General features: G+C 70.6%; 14 protein-coding genes. 3 read left to right on the plus strand and 11 right to left on the minus strand.

Annotation, left to right across the window (positions count from 1 at the left end):
• Nucleotides 1-2 precede the first annotated feature (2 nt).
• A complete protein-coding gene (gene ggt / locus ACZ7J0_RS02625) occupies nucleotides 3-1,805 on the minus strand; it encodes a gamma-glutamyltransferase (RefSeq protein ID WP_470883264.1) in 1,803 nt (600 codons plus the stop codon).
• Between the two features lie 104 nt (nucleotides 1,806-1,909).
• Between ggt and ACZ7J0_RS02630 the strand changes: the two genes are divergently transcribed.
• On the plus strand, nucleotides 1,910-2,638 hold the full coding sequence (locus ACZ7J0_RS02630) for a hypothetical protein (RefSeq protein ID WP_470883266.1): 729 nt from the start codon (nucleotides 1,910-1,912) through the stop codon (nucleotides 2,636-2,638).
• Here ACZ7J0_RS02630 and ACZ7J0_RS02635 read toward each other — a convergent pair.
• Entirely contained in the window at nucleotides 2,592-3,851 is a 1,260-nt protein-coding gene (locus ACZ7J0_RS02635) for a cytochrome P450 (protein ID WP_470883268.1), read from the minus strand. The two genes, ACZ7J0_RS02630 and ACZ7J0_RS02635, sit on opposite strands and share 47 nt — an antisense overlap.
• Before the next feature lies 1 nt (nucleotide 3,852).
• Entirely contained in the window at nucleotides 3,853-4,455 is a 603-nt protein-coding gene (locus tag ACZ7J0_RS02640) for a hypothetical protein (protein ID WP_470883270.1), read from the minus strand.
• 146 nt (nucleotides 4,456-4,601) lie between these two features.
• Here ACZ7J0_RS02640 and ACZ7J0_RS02645 point away from each other — a divergent pair, with 146 nt between their 5' ends.
• Nucleotides 4,602-5,789: a L,D-transpeptidase gene (locus tag ACZ7J0_RS02645; protein ID WP_470883272.1), complete on the plus strand. Its 1,188-nt coding sequence runs from the start codon at nucleotides 4,602-4,604 to the stop codon at nucleotides 5,787-5,789.
• 111 nt (nucleotides 5,790-5,900) lie between these two features.
• A complete protein-coding gene (locus ACZ7J0_RS02650) occupies nucleotides 5,901-7,481 on the plus strand; it encodes a CocE/NonD family hydrolase (RefSeq protein WP_470883274.1) in 1,581 nt (526 codons plus the stop codon).
• Between the two features lie 44 nt (nucleotides 7,482-7,525).
• On the opposite strand, the gene ACZ7J0_RS02655 is transcribed toward ACZ7J0_RS02650, so the two are convergent.
• From ACZ7J0_RS02655 to pcaDC, 8 genes are all read right to left on the minus strand, one after another.
• On the minus strand, nucleotides 7,526-8,401 hold the full coding sequence (locus ACZ7J0_RS02655; RefSeq protein WP_470883276.1) for an amino acid ABC transporter permease: 876 nt from the start codon (nucleotides 8,399-8,401) through the stop codon (nucleotides 7,526-7,528).
• Complete coding sequence (locus ACZ7J0_RS02660) at nucleotides 8,398-9,042, minus strand: amino acid ABC transporter permease (protein WP_470883277.1); 645 nt, start codon at nucleotides 9,040-9,042, stop codon at nucleotides 8,398-8,400. Before ACZ7J0_RS02660 ends, ACZ7J0_RS02655 begins: the two co-directional genes overlap by 4 nt.
• A gap of 27 nt (nucleotides 9,043-9,069) precedes the next feature.
• Nucleotides 9,070-9,981 (minus strand): glutamate ABC transporter substrate-binding protein, encoded by a 912-nt coding sequence (locus ACZ7J0_RS02665; RefSeq protein WP_470883279.1) that lies wholly within the window; start codon nucleotides 9,979-9,981, stop codon nucleotides 9,070-9,072.
• Between the two features lie 13 nt (nucleotides 9,982-9,994).
• Entirely contained in the window at nucleotides 9,995-10,738 is a 744-nt protein-coding gene (locus tag ACZ7J0_RS02670) for an amino acid ABC transporter ATP-binding protein (RefSeq protein WP_470883281.1), read from the minus strand.
• Between the two features lie 139 nt (nucleotides 10,739-10,877).
• Nucleotides 10,878-11,318 carry a DUF6278 family protein gene (locus ACZ7J0_RS02675; protein ID WP_470883283.1) on the minus strand — a complete coding sequence of 147 codons (441 nt, stop codon included), beginning with the start codon at nucleotides 11,316-11,318 and terminating at the stop codon, nucleotides 10,878-10,880.
• A gap of 78 nt (nucleotides 11,319-11,396) precedes the next feature.
• On the minus strand, nucleotides 11,397-12,176 hold the full coding sequence (locus ACZ7J0_RS02680; RefSeq protein WP_470883285.1) for an exodeoxyribonuclease III: 780 nt from the start codon (nucleotides 12,174-12,176) through the stop codon (nucleotides 11,397-11,399).
• A gap of 57 nt (nucleotides 12,177-12,233) precedes the next feature.
• The gene (locus ACZ7J0_RS02685) at nucleotides 12,234-12,866 is read right to left on the minus strand and encodes an MBL fold metallo-hydrolase (protein ID WP_470883287.1); all 633 of its coding nucleotides are present in this window, start codon (nucleotides 12,864-12,866) and stop codon (nucleotides 12,234-12,236) included.
• Nucleotides 12,867-12,903: 37 nt separating this feature from the next.
• A complete protein-coding gene (gene pcaDC / locus ACZ7J0_RS02690; protein WP_470884099.1) occupies nucleotides 12,904-14,232 on the minus strand; it encodes a bifunctional 3-oxoadipate enol-lactonase/4-carboxymuconolactone decarboxylase PcaDC in 1,329 nt (442 codons plus the stop codon).
• Nucleotides 14,233-14,279: the final 47 nt, after the last annotated feature.

Consider the following 14,279-nt stretch of genomic DNA (forward strand, 5'->3'; position numbering starts at 1 on the left):
CGCTACGGCCGGCCCGCCGGGTGCACCACCATCGCCGAACCGCCGCCCCTGCGGACCTTCTCCGCCGCCGCGAGCCAGCCTCCGTCGGGCAGACGCTGGACGCCCGTCGCCGCGCCGATCTCGGGGTTCTGCCGGAAGGCATGCCCCAGGGACTCCAGCTCCTGCTTCAACGGGCTGTTCCACAGGCCCGGTTCGAGCTCCGTGGTCGTCTGGTTGCGCTGGCTGGCACGGGGCGCGGCGATCGCCTCGACCAGGGGCAGCCCCCGGTCCAGGTGGCCCGTCAGGGTCTGGAGCACGGTGGTGATGATGGTCGAGCCGCCCGGGGAGCCGAGCGCCAGGACCGGCTTCGCGTGGGCGTCGAGGACGATGGTCGGGGACATCGAGGAGCGCGGGCGCTTGCCCGGGCCCGGCAGGTTCGGGTCGTGGACCGCCGGGTCGGCCGGGGCGAAGGAGAAGTCGGTGAGCTCGTTGTTGAGCAGGAAGCCCCGGCCCGGGACGGTGATCCCGCTGCCGCCGGTCGACTCGATCGTCAGCGTGTAGGCGACGACGTTTCCCCACCGGTCGGCGGTCGTCAGATGCGTGGTGTTCTCGCCCTCGTAGGTCGTCGGGGCGGCCCTGCCGCCGGTGGCGCACCGGTCGGGGTGGCGCGGGTCGCCCGGGGCCAGCGGGCTGGTCAGCGCCTTGTCGTCGCGGATCAGGCACTCCCGCGCGTCGGCGAACCGCTGCGAGAGCAGGCCCCTCGTGGGCACGTCCTCGAAGGCCGGGTCGCCGACCCAGCGCCCTCGGTCGGCGAAGGCGATCCGGCTCGCTTCGATGTAGCGGTGCAGGTACTGGGCGTTCGTCGCCCGGGAGAGGCGGGTGCGCTCCAGGATGTTGAGGGCCTCGCCGACGCTGGTGCCGCCGGACGACGAGGGGGCCATGCCGTAGACGTCAAGACCCCGGTACGAGACCCGGGTCGGCGCCTGCCGCTTGGTGCGGTAGGCGGCGAGGTCCCGCTCCGTGAGGTCCCCGGCCCGCACGATCCGGGTCGCCCCGTCCCGTACCGGAGGCCTGCGCACCGTGTCGACGATGTCGCGCGCCAGGTCGCCCCGGTAGAGCGCGCCGGCCCCGGACGTGCCGAGCGTCCGGTAGGTGCGGGCGAGGTCGGGGTTCTTGAACACCGAGCCGACCACCGGCAGTTGCCCGCCCGGCAGGAACAGCTGCGCCGTGTCGGGGAAGTCCCGGAAGCGCGCCTCGTTGGCCTGGGTCTGTGCGCGGAAGGTGGCGTCGACGGTGAAGCCGTTCTCGGCCAGTCGCTCGGCGGGCTTCAGGAGCTGTCGCAGCGGCCGGGTGCCCCAGGCGTCGAGCGCGCTCTGCCAGGTGGCCGGAGTGCCGGGGGTGCCCACGCCGAGCCCGCTGGTCTGGCCCTCCTCGAACGGGATCGCCTTGCCGTTCTCCTGGAAGAGCGTCGCGTCCGCCGAGCGCGGCGCGGTCTCCCGGCCGTCGATGGTGTGGACCTGGCGTGTCCTCGCGTCGTAGTGGACGAAGTAGCCGCCACCGCCGATACCCGCCGAATACGGCTCGGTGACCCCGAGGGCGGCCGCCGTGGCGACCGCCGCGTCCACGGCGTTGCCGCCGCGCCGCAGTACCTCGATACCGGCGGCCGAGGCATCGGCGTCCACGCTGGCGACCGCTCCGCCGTAGCCGGCCGCCACCGGTTCCTTGACGGGTGGTTCCGTGGCCGCCGGCGGGGCCGCGGCGCCCACCGACAGCACCGTCGCGGCGACGGCGAGAACCGACACATTCCGAGCAGCGGAACGACGCATCCGTACCTCCAGTCAACGACCGTCCGAGCAGCCTAACTTCAGCCCGGGGCGCTCGTCAGGACCGCCTCGAACACCGGTCCGCTCTCCCGCTACCATGCGCGCCCATGAACGAAGACCTGCGCAATGTCGTCCTCGGCGTACTGGCCACCGGCGTCAGCGCCTCCCTCGGCTGGCTGACGCGCACGTACCTCTGGCGGCGCGGGCTCCGCCGCCAGCAGGCCTTCTTCGGGCTTCCCGCCCACTCCGAATGCCTGCTCGTCGTCAATCGCGAGGCCGGCAACGACGGCGTCGTGCACCGCTTCGACGTGTTCGCGCTGCTCGAACTGTCCGCCCTCATCAAGGACTGCGGGGCGCACGCGCGGATCGTCCAGCACGACCTGGCGCGGCAGGGCTTCGGAGACCGTACGGAGTTCTGCGTGGGCGGGCCGTACTCGAACCGCCGCATGGCGGCGCACCTGTCATCGTTCCTGCCCGGACTGCGGGTCGACGTGAAGGTGGAGCCGGGTCCCGACCGGGGCTCGTTCCGGATCGGCTCCGAGACGTACCGCCTGGAGACGGGCGTGGTGGAGTACGTGATCCTGGCGCGGCTCACCGTGGGCGAGGGCGGCCGTCCCGTCTTCCTCTTCTGCGGGCAGCGGGCGATCACCAACCAGGCGGCGACCCGATATCTGGCCCGGCACCACGCGCGGCTGGCACGCACCTACGGCAACGGCTCCTTCGTGCTGCTGCTGAAGGTGGTCAACTCCGAGGCCTACGGCCCCGATGTGGTCGAGCTGGTCGCCGATGTCACCGTCCCCGCCCGGACGGATCCACCCGTACCGGCAGGGACTTGATGCCGTGGATGAAGTTGGAGACCAGCCGCCGGGGGGACCCCGCGAGGGTCAGGTCCGCGGTGGTCTCCAGCAGCTCCTCGTACAGCACGCGGAGCTGGAGGCGTGCGAAGTGCGCGCCGAGGCAGATGTGCGGACCGTCACCGAAGGAGAGATGCGGGTTCGGGGTGCGGGCGAGGTCCAGCGTGTACGGGTCGGGGAAGGCGCGGGCGTCGTAGTTGGCGGAGGCGTGGAAGACGACGACCTTGTCACCGGCGGCGATCCACTGCCCGGCGAGCTCGGTGTCGCGCGTGGCGGTGCGGCGGAACGAGAGGACCGGCGGGTGCCAGCGCAGCAGCTCGTCGACCGCCGTCCCCGCGGAGACGTCCCCCTGCCTCAGCAGCCGTTGCTGGTCCGGGTGCTCGGCCAGGGCGAGCAGCCCTCCGGGGGCCGCGGCCCGTACGGTGTCGTTGCCGGCGACGGTCAGCAGGAAGAAGAACATCTCCAGTTCGGCGTCGAGCAGCTCGGAGCCGGCCAGCGCGGTCATGATGTCGTCGCCGGGGCGGATCCGTTTGTGGGCGGCGAGTTCCTGGGCGTACGCGAACATCTCGGCCAGCATCGCCGGTGAGCGGGGGTTGACCGGCCGGCCGTCGTCGCCGAGGACGGGCGGCTCGTCCGGGTCCTGGTAGGCGATGACCCGCTCGGTCCACGCGAGGAGCAGTCCCCGGTCACTCGCCGGGATGCCGAGCAGGTCGGTCAGATTGAGCAGCGCGTAGTCGTCGGTGACGGCGGTGACCAGGTCCGCCTCGGGCCCCTTCTCGTGGAGCGCGGTGAGCAGTTCGCGGGCGCGGACGCGGGCGGTGGCGGCGAAGCGTTCGATGCGGCCAGGCGTGAAGGCGCGGCTGACCAGGCGGCGCAGCCGGCCGTGGCCGGGAGGGTCCTGGTTGAGCATCATCCGCCGGATGAACGGCAGATCGGCCGGGTCGGGATCGCGGATCTGGGTGGCGCCGAGGTGTGACGAGTACGCCGTGGAGTCCTTGAGGGCGCGCGCGACGTCGGCGTGGCGGGTGACGGCCCAGAATCCGGGCCCCGCGGGCCAGCCCAGGACTTCGTACTCCTCCTGCCAGGCCACGGGGTGCCGGTCGCGCAGCTCGCGGAAGGCGTGGTGCGGCAGCCCGGCCGCGTAGATCCGGGGGTCGAAGACATCGGGCGCGTCCGCGCCGGGGAGATCGGCCATGTCAGTACTGCCAGGAGCTCGGTAGGGGTTGCCCGGTCCGGTCCTCGACCGGCACGCCGTCGGGTGCGTGGGCGCGCAGCGCCGCCAGGCACTCGGCCGGGTCGATGCCGAAGATCTGGCCCTCGAAGCACAGGCCCCGCCGCCCGGGCCGGCCGAGAACGGGAGCGAGCTTGCGGTACATGGACACGGGGCGTGCGGCGCGGGGCAGGCGCCCCTCGGAGGGGCGCAGGTCCACGACCACGAACTGCCGGATCCTGCCGCCCGCCCGCGTCGCGACCGCCGCGGCGCCGGTGACGGCCGTCCACGGCACGGTCCGCGCCGGCCAGGTGGGCAGGTGGACCGTCAGCCCGTCGGGGCCGATGTCCAGCCGCAGGGGGCGCACCACATATCCGGCGTAGGTGAAGGCGATGCCGGCGATCATGACGCCGACGGCGGCCATCACCGGAGCGGCCAGGGTGCCGTTGGGTCCGGTCGAGGCCGCCGCGACGGCGAGGGCCCAGGCGACCGCGACGATGACCGCGGCCACGGGCACCAGTTCCACACCGCGGCGCAGCCGCAGGGTCAGCCGTACCGATTCCTTGGACGTGCCGGTCGTGTTGTCCACGCCCCGAGGCTAGGGAGTGGGGCTCGCGCGCGCCACTGTCGGACTTGTCACAGAGAAGCGGTGGAAAATCCCCACCGCTCCCCGCAACCTTCCCCGCCCGTTCGGCCTCTCCTTGTGCGACAGAGATCGATTCGGAGGTTGTCCCCTTGAGCCGTATACGCCCCCGCACCTCTCCGCGTACCGCCGCGACGGCTGGTACCGCGCTCCTCGTCGCGGCCCTGACCGCGTGCGGTGGTGGCGGGTCCGGTTCGGGCGGCGCCGTCCCGGACGCGAAGCCGGAGACGAGGATCTCCGTGAGCCTCTCGGGCAGGGGGGCCAGGGCGGGCGAGCCGGTGACGGTGACGCTGGCCGAGGGCCGGCTCCAGCAGGTGACGGTGGTGGACTCGCAGGGCGGAAGGCTGGACGGGAAGGTCTCCGCCGACGGCAGGTCCTGGACCTCGCTGCGCAGGGCCGCACCCGGCACCGGCTACACGGTCGAGGCCCGGGACGACAAAGGCGGCACGGCCACGGCGGACTTCGCGACGGCCGCGCCCGACAAGGTGAACAAGCTGACGCTCGCCCCGGGGAAGAACACCACGGTCGGGATCGCCCAGCCGCTGTCGATCGTCTTCGACCACCCGGTGAAGAACAGGGCCGACGTGGAGAGGCAGTTGAAGGTCACCACCTCCGACCACACGGTCGGCTCATGGGGCTGGATGCGGGACTGGTCGGGCAAGGACCGCGTGGACTGGCGGCCCAAGGAGTACTGGAAGTCGGGCACGAAGGTCACGCTGAGGGCCGAGCTGAACGGCGTCGACTCGGGCGGCGGCTGGTTCGTGCGCGACTACACGACAGGCTTCACCATCGGGAAGAACCAGGTCGTCAAGGTCGACCTGGACAGCCACCGGCTGACGCTGCTGCGGGACGGCGAGGAGATCAGGGACGTGCCGGTGTCGGGCGGCACGCCCGGCGGCGACAAGGCGTCCTGGCGCGGAAGGACCGTTCTGATGTCGAAGGAGGGCACGATCAACATGCGCTCCGAGACGGTGGGCCTGGGCGACGCCTACGACAAGATGGTCGACTACTCGATGCGGCTGACCTGGTCGGGGATGTACGCGCACGCGGCGCCCTGGAACTCGGCCTACTTCGGCAGCGCCAACAAGAGTTCCGGCTGCGTCGGCATGAGCGATGCGCATGCGAAGTGGATCTACGACCAGGTACAGCCGGGCGATCCGTTCGAGATCACGGGCGACGACACCAAGGGCACGCAGGCGCTCAGCAACGGCTACGGCGAGTGGAACCTGTCCTGGACCGAGTGGCAGGCGAAGAGCGCGCTGAAGGGATCAAGCCACTGACACAACGTCCAATAATCGTTACCAGGGCGTAACTTACTGGGGAGTTACCTTCAGTAAGCCCATGCGGTTACCGTCGGGTCACTTTGCAGTGACACGAGTGAGGAGTGACCCGTGGGACACCCGCGCAAGGCCCTGCGTACGGCATCGATCGGCACCGTCTCGGCCGCCCTGGTGGCCGGCACGGCCCTCGGCCTCGCCCCGGGTGCCCACGCGGCCGACTCGGCGGCTGCCCCGGTCGTGCGGTTCGTCGACATCACCGGTGACGGCGGCACCGTGCTCAAGGCCAACGTCGTCACTCCGGCCGGCGCCGACGGCAGCCGTACGTATCCGGTCATCGTGCTGCCCACCAGTTGGGCCATGCCCCAGATCGAGTACCTCGCCCAGGCGAGAAAACTCGCCGACTCCGGCTATGTCGTGGTGAGTTACAACTCGCGCGGCTTCTGGCAGTCCGGTGGAGAGATCGAGGTCGCCGGACCGCCGGACATCGCGGACGTCTCCAAGGTCATCGACTGGGCCCTGGCCAACACCCCCGCGGACCCCTCGAAGGTCGGCATGGCGGGCGTCTCCTACGGCGCCGGCATCAGCCTGCTCGCCTCCGCGTACGACAAGCGGATCAAGGCCGTGGTGGCGATGAGCGGCTGGGCCGATCTCGTCGACTCGATCTACAGCGGCCGCACCCAGCACCTCCAGGCGACCGCGATGCTCGGCGGCGCCGGCTACCTCACCGGGCGCCCGAGCGCCGAACTCCAGCAGATCCTGGGCAACTTCCTCTCCTCGAACCTCGACAAGGAGCAGGAGATGATCGCGTGGGGCAAGAAGCGCTCCCCCGCCTTCCAACTGGACCGGATCAACGCCAACGGCGCGGCGATCATGCTGGGCAACGCCTGGGGCGACACGATCTTCCCGCCCAACCAGTACGCCTCGTTCTACGAGAAGCTCACCGGCCCCAAGCGCCTGGAGTTCCGGCCCGGCGACCACGCCACCGCCGAGGCCACGGGTCTGCTGGGGCTGCCCAACGACACCTGGACCAACGCCCACCGGTGGTTCGACCGCTATCTCAAGGGCGCCGACAACGGCGTCGACCGGGAGCAGCCCGTACAGCTCAAGTCCCGCTCCACCGACGGCTACGAGGGCTACCCGGACTGGAAGTCGGTCGGCGCGAACGAGCGGAAGATCGCCCTCGGCGGATCCCGGAGGATCTACGCGAACATCGACTCGGGGGCCAACGGCGGAGTCATCTTCCTCTCCAACATCCTCGACCAGTTCCTGAGGACTCCCCCGGTCGCGTCGATCCCGCTGCTGCCCCGCTCGTTCGCCGCCGTGTGGCAGTCCGAGCGCTACGACACCGTCCAGCGGGTGCGCGGTACCACCCGGGTGCACACCACGGTGACCCCGACCAAGGAGAGCGGCACCCTCGTCGCCTACCTCTACGACGTGGGCCCTCTCGGCCTCGGCAAGCTGGTCAGCAACGCGCCGTACACCTTCCACGACAAGGCGCCGGGCACGCCCTTCGCCGTCGACCTGGAGCTCTTCTCCACCGCCTACGACGTTCCGGCAGGACACCGGCTGGCCCTTGTCGTCGACACCGTCGACCCGCTCTACATCGAGCACAACCCGACCGGCGCGCAGCTGACCTTCTCCTCACCGTCGTCCGACCCGTCCTACGTGTCGGTCCCACTGCGCGAGAAGTGATCACCGGCTGCTGCCGGGCGGGCTTGGCCCTGCGAGCTACTGCCCTATGCCCTCGGGGGCGTGGGGGGACCCCCCGGCAGCAGCGTCCCTGGATCGGCCGGAGCGACACCCACGGCCTCTGTCTTGGGACTGCGCCGCTCCTGCCTGGCCACCCAGGTGGCGAACCAGGAGAGCAGCATGCACATCCCGATATAGATCGGCGAGATCACCAGTACCACCGGGATGAACGGCAGATCGTAGTCGAGGTTCGACGCGATCAGCTTGCCCGCGTGGAGGAACTCCTCGTAGGTGATGAGGAATCCGAGGGAGGTGTCCTTCAGGGCGACCACCAGCTGGCTGATGATGGCCGGCAGCATGGCGCGCACGCCCTGCGGCACCAGGACGAAGGTCATGACCTGCGTCTTGCGCATGCCGAGCGAGTACGCGGCCTCCCGCTGCCCGCGCTCGACCGAGTTGACGCCCGTGCGGAACACCTCGGCGAGCACCGATCCGTTGTAGAGCGTCAGTCCGGCGACGAGCGCGGGCAGCGGCTGCACCTTCAGCGCCACGAAGATGAAGAAGATCATCACCAGTACGGGCATCGCGCGGAAGAACTCGACGAGCAGGGTCGACACCCAGCGCAGCACCCGGTGTTCGGAGAGTCTGCCCGTGGCGAGGACCGCGCCGAGCGCGAGGGAGAGCACGGAGGCGCAGGCGAAGGCCTTCAGCGTGTTGCCGAGGCCGCGCAGCAGCAGCTCCTGGATTCCCTGGTATTCGAAGGGTGTCCATTTGGCCTCGGTGAACTGGTCGGTGTCGAACAGGAGATAGAGGATCCAGCCGGCGAGTCCCAGGATCACGACGGTGGACAGGATCCCGTAGAGCAGGTGCCGCCGCTCGGTGAGCGGCCCCGGGACGTCGTAGAGGGCGGTGGACTGGGTCATCGGGCGACTCCCCAGCGCTTCTCCAGCACATTGAAGACGGCGCTGATGGTGAGGGTGATGATCAGGTAGCCGACGGCGATCCAGACGAAGGTCCAGATGATGTTGTAGCCGAGTTCGCTCAGTGTCTTGTACGTGCCGAGCAGCTCGGTGACGCTGAAGGCCCCGGCGATCGCCGAGTTCTTCGCGAGGGCGATGAGGGTGGAGCCGACCGGCGGGATGACGGTGCGGAAGGCCTGGGGCAGCACGATCGCCCCGAGGGTCTGCCGGAACGTCATACCCAGGCTGCGGGCCGCCTCGCCCTGCCCCTTCGGCACGGTGTTGATGCCCGAGCGCAGTGCCTCGCAGATGAAGGCGGAGGTGTAGCAGCCCAGCGCCAGGACCGCGAAGACCTGGAAGGGCAGGACGAGCCCGAAGCGCGGCAGGCCGAGGAGGACGGCGAAGAAGAGCAGGGTCAGGGGTGTGTTGCGCAGGACCGTGACCCAGGCGGTGCCGAAGACCCGGAGGGACCTGACGGGCGCGACCCGGAAGGACGCCATGACGAAGCCGAGGACCAGCGCGAGCGCGGAGGCGTAGACGGTGAGTTCGACGGTGCCGAGGAAGCCCTTGCCGTAGAGCGAGAAGTTCTCTGTCAATACGTCCATGTCACGTCCATGTCGTCACCGGGGTCCTCAGCTCGCCGGATAGCGGTCGATGGCGGGGGGCTCGGGCGCCGGGACGCCGGAGAGTCCGAGCGTCGCGTCGTACGCCTTCTTCCAGTCGCCGTTCTTCTCATGGGCCTCGATGGCGTTGTCGAGGGCGAACCGCAGCGCGTTGTCGGAGCGCGGGACGCCGATGCCGTACGGCTCCTTGGAGAACGGCTTGCCGACGACCTTGAGCTCGTCGGGGACCTTGGCGGCGTATCCCATCAGGATCGTGTCGTCCGTGGTGACGGCGTCGACCTGGAAGGTGAGCAGGTTGTCCACGCAGACCGAGTAGGTGTCGTACGCGACGAGGTCGGCCTCGGGGTAGTCGTCCTCGATGCGCTGGTAGGGGGTGGAGCCGGCGGCCGAGCAGACGAGCTTGCCGTCGAGGTCCTGCGGGCCGTTGATGTCCTTCTCGGCGGTCCGCACGAGCAGGGACTGGCCGGCCTGGTAGTAGGGGCCGGCGAAGCCGACGAGCTTCTTTCGGTTGTCGTTGATCGTGTAGGTGCCGACGTAGTAGTCGATCTGGCCGTTCTGCAGGGCGGTTTCACGGTTGGCCGAGGCGATCGTACGGAACTCGATGGTGGCCGGGGGGAAGCCGAGCGAGGCCGACATCATCTTGGCGATCTCGATGTCGAAGCCGGAGTACCGGCCGGTGGCCGGGTCCTTCTCGCCCATGTACGGCTGGTCCTCCTTGGCGCCGACCACGAGGTGGCCGCGCCGCTTCGCCGAGGACCAGGTCTTCGAGTCGGGCAGGTCGAAGCCGGTCGCGACCCGGTAGGCGGGCAGCTCGTCGGGCTGCGGGCCCTTGACCGGCGGGCTGCCCTGCTTGCCGCAGGCGGTCAGCGCGGCGAACAGCGCGAGGGCCAGGACGCCGAGCGGACGGCGGGTGCGCAGCATGAGTCCCTCCCGGTCAGTGCTTGAGGATCTTGGAAAGGAAGTCCTTGGCCCGGTTGCTCTCCGGGTGGGTGAAGAAGTCCTCGGGTGACCGGTCCTCGACGATCTTTCCGTCGGCCATGAAGACGACCCGGTTCGCGGCGGAGCGGGCGAAGCCCATCTCGTGCGTGACGACGACCATCGTCATGCCGTCGCGGGCCAGCTGCTGTATGACCTCCAGGACCTCGTTGATCATCTCCGGGTCGAGCGCCGACGTGGGCTCGTCGAAGAGCATCACCTTGGGATCCATCGCCAGGGCACGGGCGATGGCGACGCGCTGCTGCTGCCCGCCCGAGAGCTGCGCCGGGTACTTGTCGGCCTGCGAGGCGAGTCCGACGCGCTCCAGGAGTTCGCGGGAGCGCTGGTCCGCCCGCTCCCTCTTGAGGCGGCGGACCTTGACGGGGGCGAGAGAGACGTTCTGCAGGACGCTCTTGTGGGCGAAGAGGTTGAAGGACTGGAAGACCATGCCGACGTCGGCCCGCAGCGCGGCGAGTCCCTTGCCCTCCGCCGGCAGCGGCCGCCCGTCGATCGCGATGTGACCGGACGCGGTGGTCTCGAGCCTGTTCATGGTGCGGCAGAGCGTCGACTTCCCGGACCCCGAGGGCCCGATGACGACCACCACCTCGCCCCGGCCGACGCTGAGATTGATGTTCTGGAGAACGTGCAAGGAGCCGTAGTACTTGTTGACGTCACGTAGTTCGATCAACGGATCGACGGCCATGCGCTGCCCTGCCCCATCTCAGCGGTGTCGAGGTCAGCGCAAACTATCCAGCACGAAAGGGGACTTCAGAGGAGACACGCATAAAGGCGGCATAAGCCGTATTTACTGCAAAAGGGTGTGCTGCCCGGCCTCCCGGGGGTCAGCTCTCGGCCGCCTCGGCGTACACCTGAGACAGCTCGGGTGCCCCGCTCACCGCCCAGTCGAGCCCCGCCGCCACCACATTGATCTCCCGGCCCGACACGAGCCGGACGACCGGCTGGCCGTCGGGCCGGACGTGCCAGGAAGCGCCCGGGACCGTGCGCACGATGACCGTGCCGAGATACAGGCCCGCGTCATTGCCGAACCAGGGCAGCTCCTCGGCGTCGTCGCGCCAGCGCGGCGGGAGCTGGTCGATCGCCTCCAACGAGGCGGGTGTGTCGTCCAGTTCGACCCCCGAGTCCTGGACCCTGGCCCGCAGCAGCTCGCACTCGGCGAGCACCTGCGCCACGCCCTCGGGGTCGCGGTCGAAGGCCGAGACGAGCGCCGGGGCCTCCTCGGTACCGTGCCACTTACGCCAGGCGTCCAAGAATGGGATGTTCATCAGTCCAGCCTCGCACTGCGGGGGCCCGGCGCACCATAGGGCGCGCGGATCCCCCGGCGGGCCGGGGCCGCGGCCCCCTCAGAGATCCAGGTCGACGACGACCGGCGCGTGGTCCGACGCGCCCTTGCCCTTGCGCTCCTCGCGGTCGACATAGCTGTCCTTGACGGCGTCGGCGAAGGGCTTGTTGCCGTAGACCAGGTCGATGCGCATGCCCTTGTTCTTGGGGAAGCAGAGCTGGCGGTAGTCCCAGTACGTGAAGGGGTGGTCGTACTTCAGCGGGCGCGGCACCACGTCGGCGAGCCCGAGCTCGCGCAGACCCGCGAGGGCGGCCCGCTCGGGCGCGGTGACGTGCGTGGCTCCCTCGAAGAGCGAGACGTCCCAGACGTCGTCGTCGGTCGGCGCGATGTTGAAGTCGCCGAGCACGGCGAAGGGGCGCTCGCCCGCCGCGTCCTCGGCGACCGCGCCCTGGAGCGCCTCCAGCCAGCGCAGCTTGTACGCGTAATGGTCGTGGGCGACCTCACGGCCGTTCGGCACGTACACCGACCAGACCCGGGCCGGGCCGCAGGTCGCCGAGATCGCCCGGGGTTCGTGGACGCTCTCGTAGTCCGGGGCGCCGGGCAGGCCGTGGACGACGTCCTCCAGTCCGACGCGGGAGATCAGGGCCACGCCGTTCCACCGCCCGGTGGCGTGCACCGACGACTCGTACCCCAGCTCACGCAGCTGGTCGGTGGGGAACTGCTCCGCGGTGCACTTGGTCTCCTGGACGCACAGCACGTCCGTGCCGGTGCTCTCCAGCCAGGCCAGCAGCCGGGGCAGTCGGGCGGTGATCGAATTGACGTTCCAGGTGGCGATGCGCATACCCGGAAGCCTAACGGCGGGGTGTGACAGCCGGCCGGGTGCGGTCGGCCGGGGCGGTCACAGGTCGGTGGAGTCCCCGGGGACGAGCCGCCCGTGGTCCGTGCCGCCGAGCGCGCCGATCTGGTTGTCGTAGATCGGCCGCGCGAGATCGGTGAGGAGAGCGTCGTGGATGTCGATGGCCCGCCGCGGCTTGACCTCGCGGACGTAGTCGATGACCTCGGAGATCTTGTTCCAGGGGGCCATCACCGGCAGCATCAGCGTGTCGACGGAGTGCTCGGGAACCGTGAGCGCGTCGCCCGGGTGGAACACCGAACCGTCCACCAGGAAGCCCACATTGGTGATCCGCGGGATGTCCGGGTGGATCACCGCGTGCAGCTCGCCGTGGACCTGGACGTCGAATCCGGCGGCGCTGAAGGTGTCGCCGTGGCCGACGGTGTGGACCCGGCCGGGGAAGGCGGCCGAGAGCTTCTCCGCCACGCTCCTCAGCGTCCAGATCTCGGCGCCCGGGCTGGACTCGAGCCCGGCCCGCAGCCGGTCCTCGTTGAAGTGGTCGATGTGCTCGTGCGTGACCAGGATGACGTCGGCGCCGACGGCCGCGTCCTCCTCGCTGAAGGTGCCCGGGTCGATGACGAGCGTCCGCCCGTCCTTCTCCAGCCGGATGCACGCGTGCGACTTCTTCGTCAGCTTCACTCGACCCCACCTCACGACGCCGGTACCGGCCGTCACCCTACTCCTGCGGGGTGGTCTCTTCCTTGATCACCCGCTGCACCACGCGGAAGGCGCTGTTGGCCGCCGGGACGCCGCAGTAGATGGCCGTCTGGATCAGTACTTCCTTGATCTCGTCCGGGGCCAGGCCGTTGCGCAGGGCGGCCCTGGTGTGGAAGGCCAGCTCCTGCAGATGGCCGCCGGCGATCAGCGCGGTGAGGGTGACACAGCTGCGGGTGCGACGGTCGAGGCCGTCGCGGGTCCACACCTCGCCCCAGGCGTAGCGGGTGATCAGCTCCTGGAAGTCGGCGGCGAAGCCGGTGCCGTCGCCGAGCGCGTGGTCGACGTGCGCGTCCCCGAGCACCTCCCGGCGGACCTTGATCCCCGCCTCGAAGGGGTCGGGACGGCCGCCGTCCGTGGCTCCGGGAGTGGACCGCGGCGCGGGGCCGATCTCGGCGACGGGGGCGACCGGCGAGGAGAGGGCGGGCATCTGCGGCGGCGGCGCGATCGCCGTCAGGCCCGTCGCCGTGTCGGACGCGGTCTGCCGGGCCGTGGAGAAGTGGCGGACGAGCAGGTCGGTGACGGCGGCGGGCTGCTCGACGGGCGCGAGGTGGGAGGCGCCGGGGACGACGGCGAGGCGCGCGTCCGGAATGCCGGCGACGAGGGTGCGGGCCTCGGCCGGGCCGGTCACCTGGTCGTCGGAGCCGACGAGGACGAGCGCCGGGATGCCGATGCGGCCCAGCTCGGAGCGGACGTCGAAGGTGGCCAGCGCCTCGCAGGCGGCGATGTAGCAGCCGGGGTCGGTCGTGCGGACCATCTGCACGGCCCACTCGACGATGGCGGGCTGGGCCGCGGCGAAGCCGGGCGTGAACCACTGTTCGGGGGCGCTGCGGGCCATCGGGTCCAGGCCGTTGGTGCGGACGACCACGCCGCGGTGGCGGAACTCGTCGGCGGTGCCGAACCGGGGCGAGGCGGCGATCAGCGCGAGCGAGGCGACCCGGTGGGGCGCCCGCAGGGCCAGATCGGTGCCGATGGCGCCGCCGATGGAACAGCCCGCGAAGCCGAAGCGCTGGACGCCGAGGTCGTCGAGGGTGGCCAGGAGCCGGTCGGCGAGGTCGGTGACCGAGGCGGCCGGGTGGGCGGGGGCGCCGCCGTGGCCCGGCAGGTCGAAGCGGATGACCCGCCACTGGCGTGCCAGCTCGGGTATCTGCCGGTCCCACATGTGCAGGGTGGTGCCGAGCGAGGGACCGAGGACCAGCACGGGCGCGTCGTCGGGCCCGTCACTGCGGTACTGCAGGGGTCTGAGCGCCTGCGGGGGGTCCTGGGACAGGGGTGCCTGGGGCTGCGTCATCGGGGCCGGGGGCGTCTGCGTCTCACTCACTCGCGCCAGGGTAGTGA

The organism is Streptomyces sp. NPDC038280, from assembly GCF_055600045.1.